Raw genomic sequence first — 15,828 nt, 5'->3', positions numbered from 1 at the left:
ACAGATGTCGGCGCAGGGACTGGCTATGGGCTTTGCTCACTTGAATAGACCACGCAACTTGTCTCCAAGTTCCTTGGCGGAGCCTTCTCCCAATGTTTCGTCGATCTTGCGCGCGGTATCGCTGTCGAGCTCGCCTTCCAGCGCTTCGTCGAGCTTATCGCCGGCTTCGCGCTTGGCCTTGTCCTTGGCCAGCTCTCCCAGCGTGTCCTGGAAGGCCTCGCGATCGAAACGGCACCATTCACCCGACTCTCCACCCAGTTGTCCTTCACAACGCACTGGCAGGCTTACCTGCTGCAGGCGTGAGGTCACCCGGCAGGCATTCTGGTCGGCGGTATCGATGAAGCGCGCCTTGAGGTCGTAATCGAAACGCTCAGTAGGAATGTTGAACGAGCCCGCGCCGGTCATCTCGATGCCCGGAATACGCACTTCGAGATCGTCGTTGCGGGCCACACCATCGGTGATATCAAGGCTCGCCGACAGCGTGTCAAAGGGCGTGTCGTCGCTCCATTCGCGATCCGACTGGTTGCCGTCCAGCATGGCGGCGGCGGTACATAGCTGACGCGAGACATTGACGTCGAGCATCGCGCCATTGTCGATGCGTAGCGAGGCCGTGCCGTTGAGATGACGCTTGAGCGATTCGAGCTGATTGGTCTGCGAAGTGACATCGCTTTCCAGGTTGAGCCGGCCGCGCAAGGGCGATTCCGCGTCGTTGATATCTTTGTACAGCGGTGCGATCTGCACGCCGGAGAGCGACTGAGTCATGGCCAGGCGCAACGGCGATTGACGCAGATCCAGGCTGCCCTGGGCGTCGAACGTGCCCTCGTAGAGCTTGGCCGACAGCGACTCCAGACGCTGACGCCCGTCGTCGCCCGTCACGCGCAGTGCCACGTCCTGGAGCGTCATGCCCTTGAGGATCACGGTATTCACGTCCAGCTTGCCATCCAGCGTCAAGTTGGAGAGCCACTCGGTGGGCAGCAAACCGGCACCCTCGGCGGCGGCATAGGCCGACGAGACGCCCAGCGTTTCGACGACACTCGCCGTGTCTTCGCTCTGATCCTGGTCCGCTTCCTCGTCACTCTTTTCGGCGGGCGGCAGGTAGGCGTCCAGGTCGAGACGTTCGCCCTGAAGGTCGAAACTCAACCACTGGCCATCGAAACCGGCGCCCAATTCCCCGGTCAGCGTTTCGCCATCGAGCAATAGGCTGAGATTCGAGAAGTTGATGCGCTGGAGATCGCCATGCACGGGGCTGGTCATGGCCAGTTCGCTCAGCGCCTTCTTGTCGCCGGTCTCGGGCAGGGCGTCGAAACGCTCGAGCCAGTCCCGCAGGGGCAGCGGCGCCAGCTTGAGCTGCCCAGTGTACTGCGGCGCATCGAGCAATTCGGTAAAGCTCAGTGTCCCCGTCAGGTCCAGGTCGTCGTCGCCGCTCAAGGCGATATCACGCAACTGGGCGGTTTGAGCGTCGAGATCGGCTTCACCATCGAAGCCCAGGCTCAACCCCAGCGGCTTACTCTTCACGGCGGGGTGGTGAAGGCGCGTATCGAGCTGGGCGTCATCGAGCCGGTAATGCTGCTCCTGCGTCTCGGCCAGTAGGTGGCCGACTTGCAGATTGATACCCTGCGCCTGATCGGAAAGCGCTGGCCACTGCGTGCTGGTTTCCAGGGTCATGTTGCTGAGTTCATAGCGACCGTCGCGCAGACCCAGGAGCACACGACTCTTGAGCTTTACCTGGCTGGTCAGCGCAGGCGCTTGGCTGTCGAGATCGAACGCCATCTGCAATGGGAAGGCCGCATCGGGATTGACGTTGCTGCCTTCCATGCTGAGATTGGAGAGCGTCAGATCCAGATCGCGCTGAGCGTCCTGATAATGCACGCGACTGTCGCGTACCTGGACGCTGGCGATATCCAGCGCCACGGGCAGGCTATCGGGGTTCTCATTCAACCCTGGTCCTGCCGATGCCGGTGCCAAGGCCTTCTCGGCCTGGTCTCCGCCGCTCTCCATGCGATCGAGCAGCACTTCCCAGTTGCCGCGCCCTTCGGCGTCACGCTCGAGGTTGAGCCGCATGCCATCCAGCGTCAGCCCTTCCACGGCCACCTCGCCGGAGAGCAGCGGCGCGAACGCCACGCTGACCTCGGCACGGTCGAACGCCGCAAAGGCGTCGGCGTCATGAGATTGCTCGGGCAACCAGACCTCAGCTTGTTCGACACTGAAACCCAGACGCGGATAGAAGGACCAGGACAAGGGGCCGTCCAGATTGAGATCCAGACCACTTTGATCGTGCACCGCCTCGACAAGCCGGGGCTTGAGGTCGTTGGGATCGAAGAACGTGGTGATGTAGACCACGGCGCCGACCACGATCAAGGCCAGCACCCCGACCACCGCCAGCAATGCTCTCAGCAGCGCTTTCATCGGCGCCCTCCCTGTGACGCTAATGGATGAAATTCATAGTACGTTCCGTCGGCGGAGGGATGATAGCCAAGTCGGGTCAACAACAGTTGGTCCCCCATCATCAACACTGTGGTGGGAACGCGCGGCGAACAGGCTTCGCCTTGCGCGCGCTCGGCAATCAGCATCAATAGCCGTGAGCCGACGCCACGATGCCGGGTTTCGGCACGTACGCAGAAATGTGACAACCACCATACGCGAGTTTCGCGACGCACGGCGACCGCTCCCAGACGCCGCGCGTTGAATAACGCGCAGCAAAACGTGCCGCCCTGGGTGAAGTGATCGTCGATGAAGCGCTCGACGGACGCGGGAAGACGCTCGGCGGGGGCATCGCGGTAGATGCGCGCGAGATCCTGCGCCACTTGGGCGTCCTTCTCCCACTCGGCGCGATCGATTTCCTGCAAGGTCACCGGCATGCCTGCTCTCCCCGGACGAACTCCCTGGCCCTGTCACGGCCCCTCGAGCGTTGGTGGAGGGACGCGCAAATCGCCCCTGAACTTCCGGCATTGTAGCGGATGGCCGGGGCGATTCTCTATAATGAGCGTTCCATGGCGCCGCGAGCCTGGCGTATTCACGCCTTCATCGCGCGCCCCGCTCACGTCCGAAGTGCTGGAGACCCCCTATGGCCGAGCGCGTCGCTACCGTGTCCCGCGACACCCACGAGACCCAGATCCAGGTGCGTATCAACCTCGACGGCGAGGGCCATTTCCAATCCGAGACGGGCGTCGCGTTTCTCGATCACATGCTCGATCAGGTGGCCCGCCACGGCCTGATCGACCTGGAGATCAAGGCTCAGGGCGATCTGCACATCGATGCTCACCATACCGTCGAGGACATCGGCATCACCCTGGGGCAGGCCTTCGCCCAGGCCATCGGCGACAAGCGCGGCATCCGGCGTTACGGCCATGCCTACGTACCGCTGGACGAAGCCCTTTCGCGCGTCGTGGTAGACTTCTCGGGGCGCCCGGGGCTAAGCATGGATGTCGAATTCACACGTGCGAACATCGGCCGATTCGACACCCAGTTGTTCTGGGAGTTCTTCCAGGGCTTCGTCAATCACGCCCAGGTAACGCTGCACATCGACAACCTCAAAGGCTTCAACGCCCACCATCAGGCGGAAACCATTTTCAAGGCCTTTGGCCGCGCACTGCGTATGGCGGTGGAACCCGACCCCCGCATGACCGGGCGGATGCCCTCCACCAAAGGCAGCCTGTGAGGCTCTCACGACGCGCTAAGGAGCGAGCATGACGATTGCGGTCATCGATTACGGCATGGGTAACCTTCACTCCGTCGCTAAGGCGTTGGAGCATGTCACACATGAAAACGTGGTCATCACCGACGATTCGCGCAGCATTCGTGGCGCCAGCCGCCTGGTGCTGCCCGGCCAAGGCGCGATTCGCGACTGCATGGGCGAGTTGCAACGCAACGACCTGCAGGGCGTGGTGCACGAAGTCTTGCGTGCCCAGGCCAAGCCGTTGCTGGGTATCTGTGTCGGCCAGCAGATGTTGATGGAAAAAAGCGAGGAAAACGGCGGCGTGACTTGCCTTGGCCACTTGCCCGGGCGCGTGCGTCACTTCGGGCGTGACCTGCGTGACGCCCAGAATCAGCGTCTGAAAGTGCCGCATATGGGCTGGAACCGAGTCACGCAGCACCACACCCACCCGCTCTGGGCGGGGATCGACGACGACGCACGCTTTTATTTCGTGCACAGCTATTACGTCGAGGCACAGGAAGACAGCGACATCTTCGGCACTACCGAATACGGCGGGCATACCGCGCATGTCGCCACTGGCCGCGGCCCGGTCTTCGCCGTGCAGTTCCACCCCGAGAAAAGCGCGCGCGACGGGTTACGCTTGCTCGAGAATTTCGTCACTTGGACGCCCTGAGCATCCAGGTCGGACATGCCGCCCTTCGGCGGCGCCACACGTATACCGAGAGGACACGTCATGCTGGTGATTCCCGCCATCGATCTCAAGGACGGCCAGTGCGTCCGCCTCAAGCAGGGGCGTATGGACGACTCGACCACCTACGGTGACGATCCGGTGGCCATGGCCGCGCGCTGGGTCGAGACCGGCGCCCGCCGGCTGCATCTGGTGGATCTCAACGGTGCTTTCGAAGGCCAGCCGGTGAACGCCGAGGCGGTGACCGCCATCGCCCGCGCCTATCCCGAGCTACCGATACAGATCGGCGGTGGCATTCGCACCGCCGCGACCATCGAGGCCTATCTCGAGGCAGGCGTGTCTTACGTCATCATCGGCACCCAGGCCGTCAAACAGCCGGCCTTCGTCACCGAGATGTGCCGTGCCTTTCCGGGCCGTGTGATCGTGGGACTCGACGCCCGCGAGGGCTACGTCGCCACCGATGGCTGGGCCGAGGTCTCGACGCTCAAAGCCGTAGACCTGGCCAAGCGTTTCGCCGACGATGGCGTCACCTCGATCGTGTACACGGATATCGCCCGCGACGGCATGATGCAGGGCGTCAACATCGCGGCCACCGCCGAACTGGCGCGCGAAGGCGGTCTCCCGGTGATCGCTTCCGGCGGCGTCACCCATCTGGGCGACATCGGGGCCCTGCTCGAGGTGGAACACGAAGGCATTCTCGGCGCCATTACCGGGCGCGCCATCTACGAAGGCAAACTCGACGTCGCTGAGGCCCAGCGCCTGTGCGACGCCGCGCCAGCCACACGGAGAAGCTGATCATGGCACTCGCCAAGCGCATCATTCCCTGTCTCGACGTCGATGCCGGCCGCGTGGTCAAGGGCGTCAACTTCGTCGGCATCCGCGACGCCGGTGACCCGGTCGAGGTCGCCAAGCGCTACAACCAGCAGGGCGCCGACGAGATCACCTTCCTCGATATCACCGCCAGCCACGAGGATCGCGGCACCACGGTGGAAATGGTCGAACGCATCGCCGGGGAAGTCTTCATTCCGTTGACGGTGGGCGGCGGCATTCGCACCTGCGACGACATCCGCACCATGCTCAATGCCGGCGCCGACAAGGTGTCGATCAACACCGCCGCGGTGACCAATCCGGACTTCGTTCAAGAAGCGGCGGAGCGCTTCGGTAGCCAGTGCATCGTGGTCGCCATCGACGCCAAGCGGGTCTCTGGCGAGGGCGAGCCGCCGCGCTGGGAAATCTTCACCCATGGCGGCCGCAAGCCCACCGGGCTCGATGCCGTGGAGTGGGCGTGCAAGATGGTCGAGCTTGGGGCGGGAGAACTGCTACTGACCAGCATGGATCGCGACGGCACCAAGGCCGGGTTCGACCTGGGGGTGACCCGCGCCATCGCCGATGCCGTCAGCGTTCCGATCATCGCCTCCGGCGGCGTCGGCGACCTCGATCACTTGGTCGCAGGCGTCAAGGAAGGCGGTGCGGACGCCGTGCTTGCCGCGAGTATCTTCCACTTCGGTGAGTACACCATTCCCGACGCCAAGCGTTATATGGCGGAGCATGGGATCGAAATGCGTTTATAGCGCACGTCTCTTATCCCTCGGCGCTGAGCCCCAGGTTGCTGACGCCTTCGTTACGCCCCAGGCGTCGCAGCGACTTGAGCGCGTCACGCGTCAGCGGCGCCTCGACGTGCTCTAGCACCGCTTCCTGGAAGCCGTGCTCGTCGTCCATCAACGGGTGCTCACGCACGCGTACCGCCAGCCGCTCGGCATCGTCGTCCGCGCCGTCGGTCATCTCGATGTAGGCATGCACGCCATCGCGTGACAAACGGCTCACGTCACGCGGCGACTCCGAGGCTTCACTACGCAAGGCGTCGAGCAGTGCCGTCAAGGCCATGACCACCTCGACCGCGCGGCGCGCGCCGAAGCTATCGTCGTTTTCCGGCGGTTCCTGCTCGGCGAGTTTCTCGGCCTGCTTGTCGAAGTCGATCGCCGCATCCTTCACGGCCAGCGCTTCCCACGCCAGGTCGAGCACGTTGCGCAGCACCTTGGCGTCGCCGCTGCCGCTCATCTGGGCATACAGTGCATAGTTGGGCAGCATGCGCTCGATCACGGCCGCCATGAAGGCCTGCCGGGCTCGCGCGGGCAATTGATCCAGACGGGCGTGGAAGCCGTCGGCGGACGCTGTCATAGCTTACTCCTCGGAGGATGCGTCAAGGTCAGGGCCAGAGTATATCTTGGAGCACGCGGCCACGGGCATCGAACACGACGCCCTCGGCGCGCAGCTTTTCATGCTGGCGCACGGCGCCGGTGTGCTCGGTCACGCGCCGGCTGGCATTGATGACACGATGCCAGGGCAGCCCGTGGCCGCTGGGCAGATGGCGCATGGCACTTCCCACCATGCGCGCCGTGGCGCCATCGGTCATGTTCGCGATACGCCCATACGTGGTCACTCGCCCCTCAGGAATCTGAGCGACGATGGTATAAATCTGTTCAAGTACCTCAGCTCGCGGCATGCTAGCTCTCCTCCGACGACCCACTACTCCTCGACGACCCCACTTGCTGCGGGGGGACGGCTTTACCATCATGGGCGCATCATGCATATCTACTTTCTTCAGCACGCAGATTACCTCGGCCCGGCGCGCTTCGCCGATTGGCTGACGGGCATGGGCCACAGCCATAATACCTGCCACTTATACGCGGACGAGGCACCGCCGCGTTTCGACAACTTCGATGCCTTGATCGTGCTCGACGCGCCGTTCGGGCTCCACGAGGACGCGCCGCCGACGTGGCTCAAGCGCGAGCGCAAGTTGATCGCGCGCATGCTCAAGAGCGGCAAGCCGCTGCTCGGCGTCGGTGTCGGTGCGCAGTTGATCGCCGAGGCGCTGGGCGCCATCGTCTCTCGGGGCACCTATGCCGAGCGCGGCTGGCAGCCTATCACCCTGGCCGACGAGAGTCCCTTCGACCTCCCCGAGCGCTTCGAGGCATTCACTTGGCATCACGATGTCTTCGGCTTGCCGGATGAGGCCTTGCCTCTGGGCGGCAGCCCCGCCAGCCCGTTGCAAGGCTTCGCCTGGGACAGCGGCCGAGTGGTGGCACTGCAATGTCATCTGGAGGCCACCACCGCCTCGGTCAGCGCCCTTTACGATCACCTGGCGGCATTCGATGAGCGGCTCGCGGCTACCGACGGCGCTTATCTGCAATCCCGCGAGACGGTCATGGAGGAACCGCGGCGTTTCGATCGTCTGGCCCCCTTGCTCGACCGCGTCATGCTCGACTGGCTGCGGCACGCGCGCCGGCCTTAGGCTAAAAGCGAGCCGGGTGCACCTAGCGTACAAGCGACGCTGACCAGTCCTGGGCAAAGGCCAGACAGCTCTCCCAGTCGCCGACATGCAGCGCCTCGTGGGGAGACTGTTCAAGCTGATAGCGGTACATGGGATCGTAGTATTCGAGCATCAGCGGCGCGAGCCAAGCTTCGTGCGCCTGGGTATTGCCCCGCTGGTGTTCGCGGAAGGCCAGCGCCTGCAAGCGTTGCAGACGTTGGAAACGCGCACTGCCCAGACGCTTACGCACACGCTTGAGCGCGCTGGAAAGCTGCTTGCGCATCAACGCCCAGCCCAGCCACTCGCCATAGTGGCCACGGTAGGTCTGCCAAAGGGTCTCGATATAGTCCTTGCGGATCTGTTCGAGGCGCCAGTCCAGCGGCATCTCCACGCGAATACGCGGCGCCGCTTCCATGGTCCGCCAGAAGGACAGGGGAATATCCAGCCGCCCGATCATGCGTGACTCATCCTCTACCACGCAGCCGTGCGGCATACGCGATAGCGCCACGCCCAGCGCATGCTCGAAATCGATCTGCGACGGCCCCTGCAAAGGGTGCCGCCCGAACGCGGAGCCCTTGTGTCGAGCATGGCCTTCGAGGTCGACGCCCGTGTCGAGACGTTGAATCAACTCGGTCTTGGCGCTGCCGGTGAGGCCGGCCACGACCAGCGTCGGCCGCGTTGCCGCCGTGGTGATCTCGGCATTCAGGCACTGGCGCATGGCCTTCCAGCCGCCCTGGATACGCGGCAGGGTGATGCCCGCCTCCTCTAGCCACTGCTGCGCGATTTGCGAACGCAGTCCGCCCCGAAAACAATAGATCAGCGCTTGAGGATGACGCTCGGCAAACGCCTGCCATGCCGCCACACGACGCCGCTTAAGGGCACCGCCCACCAACTGCGTGCCCAGCTCGATGGCGGCGGCCTGACCGGCCTCCTTATAGCGAATTCCCACCGCCTGGCGTTCGGCATCGTCCATCAACGGCAGGTTGACGGCACCCGGCAAGGCGCCCTGTTCGAATTCCACCGGGGCACGCACATCGATCAGCGGGCGCTCGAGCAGCGCCAACCCTGGCGCGATCTGCGGTAGGCTCACCCACGCACCTCGATCACACTCGCGCCACTCGCGGGACGCATCTCGCCGAAGGCTTCCAGCTTGATGCCGTATTGACGGCCGATGCGCTCGACGTCATCCGCCCAGGCGGGATCGACGCTCAGCAGCAGGCCACCCGAGGTCTGCGGGTCGCACAACCACTGCCAGTGCGCCGCATCCATATCGGGCAAGGCCTCGCCCAGCGCCTGACGGTTGCGCTGCGTGCCGCCAGGCACCGCCCCGCGCCGCCGGTACGCTTCAGCCTCGGCGAGCCGGGGCAGCTTGGCAAAGTCGATCCGTGCCTTGAGACCGCTCGCCTGGCAGACCTCGCTGAGGTGGCCCGCCAAGCCAAAACCGGTGACATCGGTCATCGCATGCACGCCCTGGACCTTGGCCATCTCGATCCCGATCCGGTTGGACTTCAGCATCGTTCGGCGCGCCAGCCCCTGGTGACCGGATTCCAACCAGCCATGCTTTTCGGCTGTGGTCAGAAGCCCCACCCCCAATGGCTTGGTGAGATACAGCAAGTCGCCTGCCTTGGCGTTGCTGTTGAGCTTGAGATGCTCGAGATCCACCAGGCCATTCACTGACAGGCCGAAGATCGGCTCAGGGGAATCGATGGAGTGCCCGCCGGCCAAGGCCAGGCCCAGCTCGCGGCAGATCGACTGCGCACCGCCCACCACGTCGCCGGCGATTTCGGCGGCCAACTTGTCGATCGGCCAACCGAGAATCCCCAGTGCCATGATCGGCGTGCCGCCCATGGCGTAGACATCGCTGATGGCGTTGATGGCGGCGATACGCCCAAAGTCGAAGGGGTCGTCGACGATGGGCATGAAGAAATCGGTCGTCGAAATAAGACCGCGGCCGTCGCCGAGGTCATAGACCGCGGCGTCTTCGCGGCCCTTGTTACCCACGATCAAGCGCTTGTCGGTGGCACCGGGACCCGCCTTGGACAGGATGCTATCCAGCACGTCGGGGGCGATCTTGCAGCCACAACCGGCGCCGTGGCTGTATTGCGTCAGGCGAATGGCACTCATGGGGCACTCCTTGGCAATCGTTTGCTCCATTCTACATGAGCGGCGCGCCAGCGTTTACAGGGCTTCCAAGGCATCGCCGAGTTTATCGACGGCGATCACCTCCATGCCCTCGGGCGCCTGCCGGGGAGCGTTAGCCCGCGGCACGATGGCACGCGTGAAACCGTGCTTGGCGGCTTCGACGATGCGCTCTTGGCCGCTGGGCACGGGGCGAATCTCGCCCGACAGCCCCACTTCGCCGAAAGCCACCAGTTCACGCGGTAAATTACGGTTCTGCAGGCTGGAGACGACAGCCAGCAACACGGCCAGGTCAGCACTGGTCTCGAGCACTTTGACGCCACCGACCACGTTGAGGAAGACGTCCTGATCGCCGGTAAACAAGCCGCCGTGCTTGTGCAACACGGCCAACAGCATCGCCAGACGGTTCTGATCGAGCCCCACGGCGATGCGCCGCGGATTGCCCAGGGCCGAGTCGTCGAGCAATGCCTGTACCTCGACGAGAATCGGCCGTGTGCCTTCCCAGACCACCATCACCAGGCTGCCGGGCGCTTGTTCCTCGGCGCGGGAGAGGAAGATGGCGCTGGGGTTCTTGACCTCCTTGAGGCCGTGCTCGAGCATCGCGAACACGCCCAGCTCGTTGACCGCGCCGAAGCGGTTCTTCTGCCCGCGCAGGGTGCGGAATCGCGAGTCCGCCCCGCCCTCGAGCAGCAACGAGGCATCGATCATGTGCTCCAGCACCTTGGGGCCGGCCAGCGTGCCGTCCTTGGTCACGTGCCCGACCAGCATCAGCACGGTGTTCGACTGCTTGGCGAAACGCGTCAACGCCGCCGAGGATTCGCGCACCTGCGCCACGCCACCGGGCGCCGAGCTGATGTCCTCCAGGTGCATGGTCTGGATCGAGTCGATGATCAGCACGGCGGGCTTTTCACGCTCGGCGACCGCAAGCACCGTTTCGATGCTGGTCTCGGCAAGCATGTTGAGTCCCTTGACCGGCAGTTGAAGCCGATGCGCGCGCATCGCTACCTGGGAGAGCGATTCCTCGCCGGTGACATACACTACCTTGTGCGACTGGGCCAGCTTGCAGGCGGTCTGCAGCAGCAACGTCGACTTGCCGGCGCCGGGGTTGCCCCCCAACAGCACCGCCGAGCCCGGCACGAGGCCACCGCCCAGCACGCGGTCGAACTCGCCGAAGGAAGACGAGAAACGCGGTACTTCGGTGAGATCGACCTCGCCCAGATCGACCACGTCGCGCGAGACTAATCCCGCATAGCCGCTACGCCCCGTCGTCGACGGTGATTGCGCGTGAGATCGAGCGCTGCCCAGGCGCACTTCGCTGAGCGTATTCCACTCACGGCAGCTCGAACACTGCCCTTGCCACTTATTGTATTCGGCACCGCATTCGGTGCACACGAAGGCACTCTTCGCCTTGGCCATGTCGTCGCTCCTTGCTGATCACCGGCATTCTATCATCACGCCCGGCATCGCCTCGTCCAGGTATGCGCCACGGGAAGACCGGACATGCAAAAGGCGGCCCGTGGGCCGCCTTTTCGGTGATACGAGAACGCGATTACTGCTGGCGTTGCAGACGCAGCGTCTCACCGTTCTCGAAGCGACGCAGTTGCGGGTCGATCAGTTCCAGCGTATTGGCGTCGAGCTTCTGGAAGTAATAGATCTGCCCTTCGCCCTCGGGCGTCAGCTCGTAGACGGTCGCCTCGGGATCTTCCGCAGCGCCATCGATGACTTCCCACTGGCCGTCGTATTCTTCGGCCGGCGGATTCTCCGGATGGTTGCGATATTCGGCTTGCAACTCGAAGGTGCGCTCTTCCGCCGTCGCGTCTTCGTCACCCATCAGTTGCACTTCAAGGTCGATACCGTCGCAGTTGCGGCACGGCAAGGTGCCGGTATAAACGGTCGGCTGTTCGGCTTGCTCCGACGCACCAGGCTGGCCTTGCTGCGAGGTGCCCGTGGCACAACCGGCGAGCACGGCGAGCATGGCTGAACCGGCGAGCAACGTCCTGATCTGCATGATAGTCCTCCTAACCAATGGGTCCTGGGCCGCTCCCGCGGCCCCGTGGGTCACAGCATAGCGTCATGTGACGCTATCGGACACCCTTTGCAGGCTTAGACCTCATGATAATGTCGGATAGTCCGTATAACCCTCGGCGCCACCACCGTAGAACGTTGCCGGGTCAGGCTCATTGAGCGTGCTCTCGCGACGGAAGCGTTCGACCAGATCGGGGTTGGCGATATACGGACGCCCGAAGGCCGCACCGTCGCCCAAGCCATCGCGAATCAACGCCTCGGTGCGCTCGGCGGTGTAGTGTCCGCAGTAAATCAGCGTTCCCGGGAAGCGCTGACGCAACTCACGACGGAAGGTGTCGGTCAGTTGGGGCCCCTCGCCGGTCCAGTCGGGCTCGTTGACATGCAGATACGCAATACCACGACGCGTCAGTTGCTCGGCCAGATAGAAGGCCATCGCCTCCGATTCGTCGTCGCTCAGGCCGAAGATCTCGATGAACGGCGAGATACGAATCCCGACTCGATCGGCCCCCACGACCTCGCTGACGGCATCGACGACTTCCAGAACCAGGCGTGCCCGGTTGACCAAGTTGCCGCCATAGCGGTCAGTACGCTTATTCGAGCCCGTTGCCATGAACTGCTGCAGCAGGTACGCATTGGCGGCATGCACTTCGACCATGTCGAATCCGGCACGCTTGGCGCGTTTGGCGGCCTGGCGATAGTCGTCGATCAGCGCGGGAATCTCGTCGGTTTCCAGGGCCCGTGGCGTACTGGTCGGGTACTGGCCCGAGCTGCCGTCATCGAACTCGAGGAAACAGTTGGCGCCTTCTGCGCGTAGCGCGCTCGGCGCCACCGGCGGTTGGCCACCCGGCTGGACCTTGTGATGCGAGATCCGGCCCACGTGCCACAGCTGCAAGGCGATCCGCCCGCCGGCACGATGCACGCTATCCACGACACCCCGCCAACCGGCTTCCTGCTCGTCGGTATAGATGCCCGGCGTATAGACATAGCCCCGCGCAGTGGGAGAGATGTTCGTCGCCTCGCTGATGATCAAGCCGGCATCGGCGCGCTGCGCATAATAGGTTTGCTGCAGCGCCTTGGGCACCATGTCTGGCGTGCGTGCACGGGTCAGCGGCGCCATCAACACGCGGTTGGGGAGCGTCAGCTTGCCCATGGTGAGCGGTGAAAGCAGCGAATCGTAGGCCATGTCGCCTCCTGTAGAACTCTTGGTAATCATCACGATGTGCAAGAGATGAGGTCGTTAGAGCACTAATCAAGGGCCGGTCCCTCGAAACGTTCCACATCGGCTAATAACAGATCTGTAAAACACGGTGCATCTTGCGCGTCACGAGGCGTCGCGTCACCATGGACGTCTACCTCATCACTGCCTGTGCGAGCTTTCATGAGCAAGTTCTGGAGTCCCGCCGTGCGTGAGCTAACTCCTTATGTACCGGGAGAGCAACCGCGCGAGCGTCTTATCAAACTCAATACCAACGAGAATCCCTATCCGCCCGCGCCCGGCGTCGAGCAGGCGCTACGCGATTTCCCGGCCGATCATCTGCGCCTCTACCCAGACCCTAATGCCACTGCGCTTCGCGAGGCACTGGCACAGGAATACGGCGTCGCGACCGAGCAGGTATTCGTCGGCAACGGCTCCGACGAGGTCTTGGCACTGGCCTTTCAGGCGTTCTTCCGGCAACCGAAGCCGCTGCTGATGCCGGCGATTTCCTATAGCTTCTATCCGGTCTACTGCAAGCTCTACGATGTGGCCTACCGAAGCGTGGCACTGGATGACCAATGGCGCGTGCCCCTGACGGCCTTCGATACCGACAATGGCGGCATCGTCTTCGCCAACCCCAACGCACCGACCGGGCACGGGCATCCGCGCAAGGCGATCGCTGCCTTGCTCGAGCGTAATACCGAGAGCGTGGTACTGGTCGATGAAGCCTATGTGGACTTCGGCGGGGAAAGCACGATCCCTCTGGTCGCGCGCTTTCCCAACCTGCTGGTGACGGGAACGTTCTCCAAATCACGCAGCCTGGCCGGGTTGCGCCTGGGCTTTGCGATCGGCTCGCGAGAACTGATCGAGGGACTGGAGCGCGTCAAGGACTCCTTCAATTCCTTCCCTGTCGACAGCATCACCATCGAGGCGGGCATCGCCGCACTGCGGGATCGTGCCTACTTCGATGCCTGCCGCGAACGCGTCATCGCAACGCGCGAGTGGGCAAAGCACCAACTCGAAACGCTTGGCTTCGAAGTATTGCCTTCGCAGACCAATTTCCTGTTCGTACGGCACGACGCTTACCAGGCAAGCATGTTATTCGACGCCTTGCGTGAACGGGGCATCCTAGTGCGTCATTTCAACAAGGAAGCATTGAGCGACTTCTTGCGCATCAGCATCGGTACGGATGACGAAATGACGAGTTTAGTGGAAGCACTCGAGGCCGTGTGTCGCTAGCGAGGCGGGCCACACAGAAAGACGCCCGCACGAGGCGGGCGTCGATCATGACCGGCGTTACAGCCGCGGATGATTACATCGCCGACAATTGCTGAGTAAGGTAGTCGCTGGTCTGATTCATCTCGGAGACCATGCTGTCGAGTTCCTGGAACTGGGTACGATAGCGGTCTACCGTGCCCGCGATGCTGTCTTCCATCGAAGCATAACGCTCGTCGAGACGGTCCATCTGGTTCTCGGCGCCAGTTACAGCGCCTTCCACCATGCCGTTCTCACCTAGCATGGTATCCAGCTCTTCCTCGACTCTTCCCGCGATACCCGTCGATTCGTCAGTCCCCGCGAATAGCGTTTGAACCGCACCGGGCTGGGTCGCTAAAGATTCATCAAGTTGTTCCTCGTCGATTTCCAGCTCACCATCGACATTCATCGAAATACCAGCATCTTCCAGCGTCTGCAGACCATCTCCATCGACGCTTTCGGTCATCGTACTGCGTAAGCGAGACTCCGCCATGCGCGTCGTGCTGTCACCCAGCAAGTCGCCGGCTTGCGTCTCGCCATCCTCGGAGCTGAAGCTGGTGAGGTCGGCGGTAGTCGACTTCATATCATTGTAACTGTCGACGAACCCCGTAATGGCGCCACGGATCGACTCTTCGTCGCGCGCCACCGTCACCGTGGACTCGCCCGTGTCTGTCAGGCTCAGCGTCGTACCCTGGATCGCATCTTCAACCTGATTGCTGGCACTGTTAATCTCAATGCCATTGACGTTCAACTTGGCATCCTGGCCCTCAATTTTGGTGGCGTCATCCAGTGCCAAGCCATCGAGACCTGTAAACTCGACGTTGTCGATACGAGCGTCTTCACCCGTCGATTCAGACGAAAGCGCCAGGCGGCTTTGATCACCATCGAACACGACAGACGCGCTCGTCCCGGCATCGCTCGCGTTGATGGCATCCCGAACGTCACCCAGCGTACTTCCCGCCTCCACCGCAACGCTCTGCGAGGAGCCGTCACCCAAGGAAATATCAATAGTGGCGTCAGCGCCTTCGTTAAGAACGGCTTCTTCGTCAACGCCTTGGGTCGCGATGCTGGATGCGGTGGCCATGCGCTCTACATCAACGTTGTAACGCCCTGGCGGCGCATCGGGCGTAGCAGCCGCTTCCGCGCTATCCCCTTCGACGTTGCTGGTCACACTATTGAAGAGCTCGGGGTCATTGAGATCGCTTGCAGCTGATTGCACTTTCGACAAGGCACCCTGCAGCTGGCCATAAGCCGATATCTTCGTGTCTTGCTCGGCCTGCTGCTGCTGGATCGGCACGAGTTTTTCTTGCTCGGCCTCTTGAAGTTGATCAAGCAGCCCGTTGAGATCAAGGCCGGAGCCAACGCCTAATGACGAGATGGAAGCCATACCGCTTCTTCCCCTTTTAGATACGTTTCATCGCAAGCTTACGTCTGCTGATGTCTGTGTCATACCCTAGCAGACCTCTAGCATATTAGGGAGGGAGAATAGCAACGAAAACCACCGCGAATCCCGGCATTCAAAAGGTTAAAGTTTTCGCTTTGATGGCCGATATTAAAGCGTT

The 15,828-nt window shown here is 62.8% G+C and carries 16 protein-coding genes; 6 read left to right on the top strand and 10 right to left on the bottom strand.

Features of this window, described 5'->3' with window-relative positions:
- Window positions 1-36: 36 nt before the first annotated feature.
- A complete protein-coding gene (locus L1071_RS00080) occupies window positions 37-2,406 on the bottom strand; it encodes an AsmA family protein (protein WP_246967169.1) in 2,370 nt (789 codons plus the stop codon).
- The gene (locus tag L1071_RS00075; RefSeq protein WP_246967166.1) at window positions 2,403-2,858 is read right to left on the bottom strand and encodes an acetyl-CoA sensor PanZ family protein; all 456 of its coding nucleotides are present in this window, start codon (window positions 2,856-2,858) and stop codon (window positions 2,403-2,405) included. The genes L1071_RS00080 and L1071_RS00075 overlap by 4 nt, the downstream gene beginning before the upstream one ends.
- A gap of 206 nt (window positions 2,859-3,064) precedes the next feature.
- Between L1071_RS00075 and hisB the strand changes: the two genes are divergently transcribed.
- Genes hisB through hisF form a run of 4 tightly spaced genes read left to right on the top strand, consistent with a single transcriptional unit; the run spans window position 3,065 to window position 5,914 of the window.
- Window positions 3,065-3,658: an imidazoleglycerol-phosphate dehydratase HisB gene (gene hisB / locus L1071_RS00070; protein ID WP_246967163.1), complete on the top strand. Its 594-nt coding sequence runs from the start codon at window positions 3,065-3,067 to the stop codon at window positions 3,656-3,658.
- A 28-nt stretch (window positions 3,659-3,686) separates the two neighbouring features.
- The gene (hisH, locus tag L1071_RS00065; protein WP_246967159.1) at window positions 3,687-4,328 is read left to right on the top strand and encodes an imidazole glycerol phosphate synthase subunit HisH; all 642 of its coding nucleotides are present in this window, start codon (window positions 3,687-3,689) and stop codon (window positions 4,326-4,328) included.
- A gap of 60 nt (window positions 4,329-4,388) precedes the next feature.
- Window positions 4,389-5,138 (top strand): 1-(5-phosphoribosyl)-5-[(5-phosphoribosylamino)methylideneamino]imidazole-4-carboxamide isomerase, encoded by a 750-nt coding sequence (hisA, locus tag L1071_RS00060; RefSeq protein ID WP_246967156.1) that lies wholly within the window; start codon window positions 4,389-4,391, stop codon window positions 5,136-5,138.
- Window positions 5,139-5,140: 2 nt separating this feature from the next.
- A complete protein-coding gene (gene hisF, locus L1071_RS00055; protein ID WP_246967153.1) occupies window positions 5,141-5,914 on the top strand; it encodes an imidazole glycerol phosphate synthase subunit HisF in 774 nt (257 codons plus the stop codon).
- A gap of 10 nt (window positions 5,915-5,924) precedes the next feature.
- Here hisF and L1071_RS00050 read toward each other — a convergent pair whose 3' ends face one another.
- Both L1071_RS00050 and L1071_RS00045 read right to left on the bottom strand, forming a co-directional pair.
- Window positions 5,925-6,521 carry a YjaG family protein gene (locus L1071_RS00050; protein ID WP_246967150.1) on the bottom strand — a complete coding sequence of 199 codons (597 nt, stop codon included), beginning with the start codon at window positions 6,519-6,521 and terminating at the stop codon, window positions 5,925-5,927.
- A 28-nt stretch (window positions 6,522-6,549) separates the two neighbouring features.
- The gene (locus L1071_RS00045; RefSeq protein ID WP_040239486.1) at window positions 6,550-6,846 is read right to left on the bottom strand and encodes an MGMT family protein; all 297 of its coding nucleotides are present in this window, start codon (window positions 6,844-6,846) and stop codon (window positions 6,550-6,552) included.
- Between the two features lie 81 nt (window positions 6,847-6,927).
- Between L1071_RS00045 and L1071_RS00040 the strand changes: the two genes are divergently transcribed.
- Window positions 6,928-7,635 carry a type 1 glutamine amidotransferase gene (locus L1071_RS00040; RefSeq protein WP_246967147.1) on the top strand — a complete coding sequence of 236 codons (708 nt, stop codon included), beginning with the start codon at window positions 6,928-6,930 and terminating at the stop codon, window positions 7,633-7,635.
- 22 nt (window positions 7,636-7,657) lie between these two features.
- On the opposite strand, the gene mnmH is transcribed toward L1071_RS00040, so the two are convergent.
- From mnmH to L1071_RS00015, 5 genes are all read right to left on the bottom strand, one after another.
- On the bottom strand, window positions 7,658-8,743 hold the full coding sequence (gene mnmH, locus L1071_RS00035) for a tRNA 2-selenouridine(34) synthase MnmH (protein ID WP_246967144.1): 1,086 nt from the start codon (window positions 8,741-8,743) through the stop codon (window positions 7,658-7,660).
- On the bottom strand, window positions 8,740-9,777 hold the full coding sequence (gene selD / locus L1071_RS00030; protein ID WP_246967141.1) for a selenide, water dikinase SelD: 1,038 nt from the start codon (window positions 9,775-9,777) through the stop codon (window positions 8,740-8,742). The genes mnmH and selD overlap by 4 nt, the downstream gene beginning before the upstream one ends.
- A 54-nt stretch (window positions 9,778-9,831) precedes the next feature.
- A complete protein-coding gene (gene radA, locus L1071_RS00025) occupies window positions 9,832-11,208 on the bottom strand; it encodes a DNA repair protein RadA (RefSeq protein ID WP_246967138.1) in 1,377 nt (458 codons plus the stop codon).
- Window positions 11,209-11,341: 133 nt separating this feature from the next.
- Window positions 11,342-11,800, bottom strand: a complete 459-nt coding sequence (locus L1071_RS00020) for a copper resistance protein NlpE N-terminal domain-containing protein (RefSeq protein WP_246901232.1) — start codon at window positions 11,798-11,800, stop codon at window positions 11,342-11,344.
- A gap of 102 nt (window positions 11,801-11,902) precedes the next feature.
- Window positions 11,903-13,000, bottom strand: coding sequence for an alkene reductase (locus L1071_RS00015; RefSeq protein ID WP_246901230.1), 1,098 nt, complete (start codon window positions 12,998-13,000; stop codon window positions 11,903-11,905).
- 195 nt (window positions 13,001-13,195) lie between these two features.
- On the opposite strand from L1071_RS00015, the gene hisC reads away from it, so the two are divergent.
- A complete protein-coding gene (gene hisC, locus L1071_RS00010; protein ID WP_246967136.1) occupies window positions 13,196-14,251 on the top strand; it encodes a histidinol-phosphate transaminase in 1,056 nt (351 codons plus the stop codon).
- A 73-nt stretch (window positions 14,252-14,324) separates the two neighbouring features.
- Here hisC and fliD read toward each other — a convergent pair whose 3' ends face one another.
- The gene (gene fliD, locus L1071_RS00005) at window positions 14,325-15,653 is read right to left on the bottom strand and encodes a flagellar filament capping protein FliD (protein WP_246967134.1); all 1,329 of its coding nucleotides are present in this window, start codon (window positions 15,651-15,653) and stop codon (window positions 14,325-14,327) included.
- Window positions 15,654-15,828: the final 175 nt, after the last annotated feature.

The organism is Chromohalobacter sarecensis, from assembly GCF_023061135.1.
GTDB classification, from domain to species: domain Bacteria; phylum Pseudomonadota; class Gammaproteobacteria; order Pseudomonadales; family Halomonadaceae; genus Chromohalobacter; species Chromohalobacter sarecensis.
The sequence above is the reverse complement of the archived record's forward strand: the minus strand, read 5'-3'. Positions and strand labels throughout refer to the sequence as shown.

Coding starts and splice junctions, on each gene's coding strand:
- hisC (WP_246967136.1), top strand. CDS start 13,196: ATGAGCAAGTTCTGGAGTCCCGCCGTGCGTGAGCTAACTCCTTATGTA.
- hisH (WP_246967159.1), top strand. CDS start 3,687: ATGACGATTGCGGTCATCGATTACGGCATGGGTAACCTTCACTCCGTC.
- L1071_RS00075 (WP_246967166.1), bottom strand. CDS start 2,858: ATGCCGGTGACCTTGCAGGAAATCGATCGCGCCGAGTGGGAGAAGGAC.
- L1071_RS00080 (WP_246967169.1), bottom strand. CDS start 2,406: ATGAAAGCGCTGCTGAGAGCATTGCTGGCGGTGGTCGGGGTGCTGGCC.
- L1071_RS00015 (WP_246901230.1), bottom strand. CDS start 13,000: ATGGCCTACGATTCGCTGCTTTCACCGCTCACCATGGGCAAGCTGACG.
- radA (WP_246967138.1), bottom strand. CDS start 11,208: ATGGCCAAGGCGAAGAGTGCCTTCGTGTGCACCGAATGCGGTGCCGAA.
- hisF (WP_246967153.1), top strand. CDS start 5,141: ATGGCACTCGCCAAGCGCATCATTCCCTGTCTCGACGTCGATGCCGGC.
- fliD (WP_246967134.1), bottom strand. CDS start 15,653: ATGGCTTCCATCTCGTCATTAGGCGTTGGCTCCGGCCTTGATCTCAAC.
- L1071_RS00050 (WP_246967150.1), bottom strand. CDS start 6,521: ATGACAGCGTCCGCCGACGGCTTCCACGCCCGTCTGGATCAATTGCCC.
- L1071_RS00045 (WP_040239486.1), bottom strand. CDS start 6,846: ATGCCGCGAGCTGAGGTACTTGAACAGATTTATACCATCGTCGCTCAG.
- L1071_RS00040 (WP_246967147.1), top strand. CDS start 6,928: ATGCATATCTACTTTCTTCAGCACGCAGATTACCTCGGCCCGGCGCGC.
- hisB (WP_246967163.1), top strand. CDS start 3,065: ATGGCCGAGCGCGTCGCTACCGTGTCCCGCGACACCCACGAGACCCAG.
- hisA (WP_246967156.1), top strand. CDS start 4,389: ATGCTGGTGATTCCCGCCATCGATCTCAAGGACGGCCAGTGCGTCCGC.
- selD (WP_246967141.1), bottom strand. CDS start 9,777: ATGAGTGCCATTCGCCTGACGCAATACAGCCACGGCGCCGGTTGTGGC.
- L1071_RS00020 (WP_246901232.1), bottom strand. CDS start 11,800: ATGCAGATCAGGACGTTGCTCGCCGGTTCAGCCATGCTCGCCGTGCTC.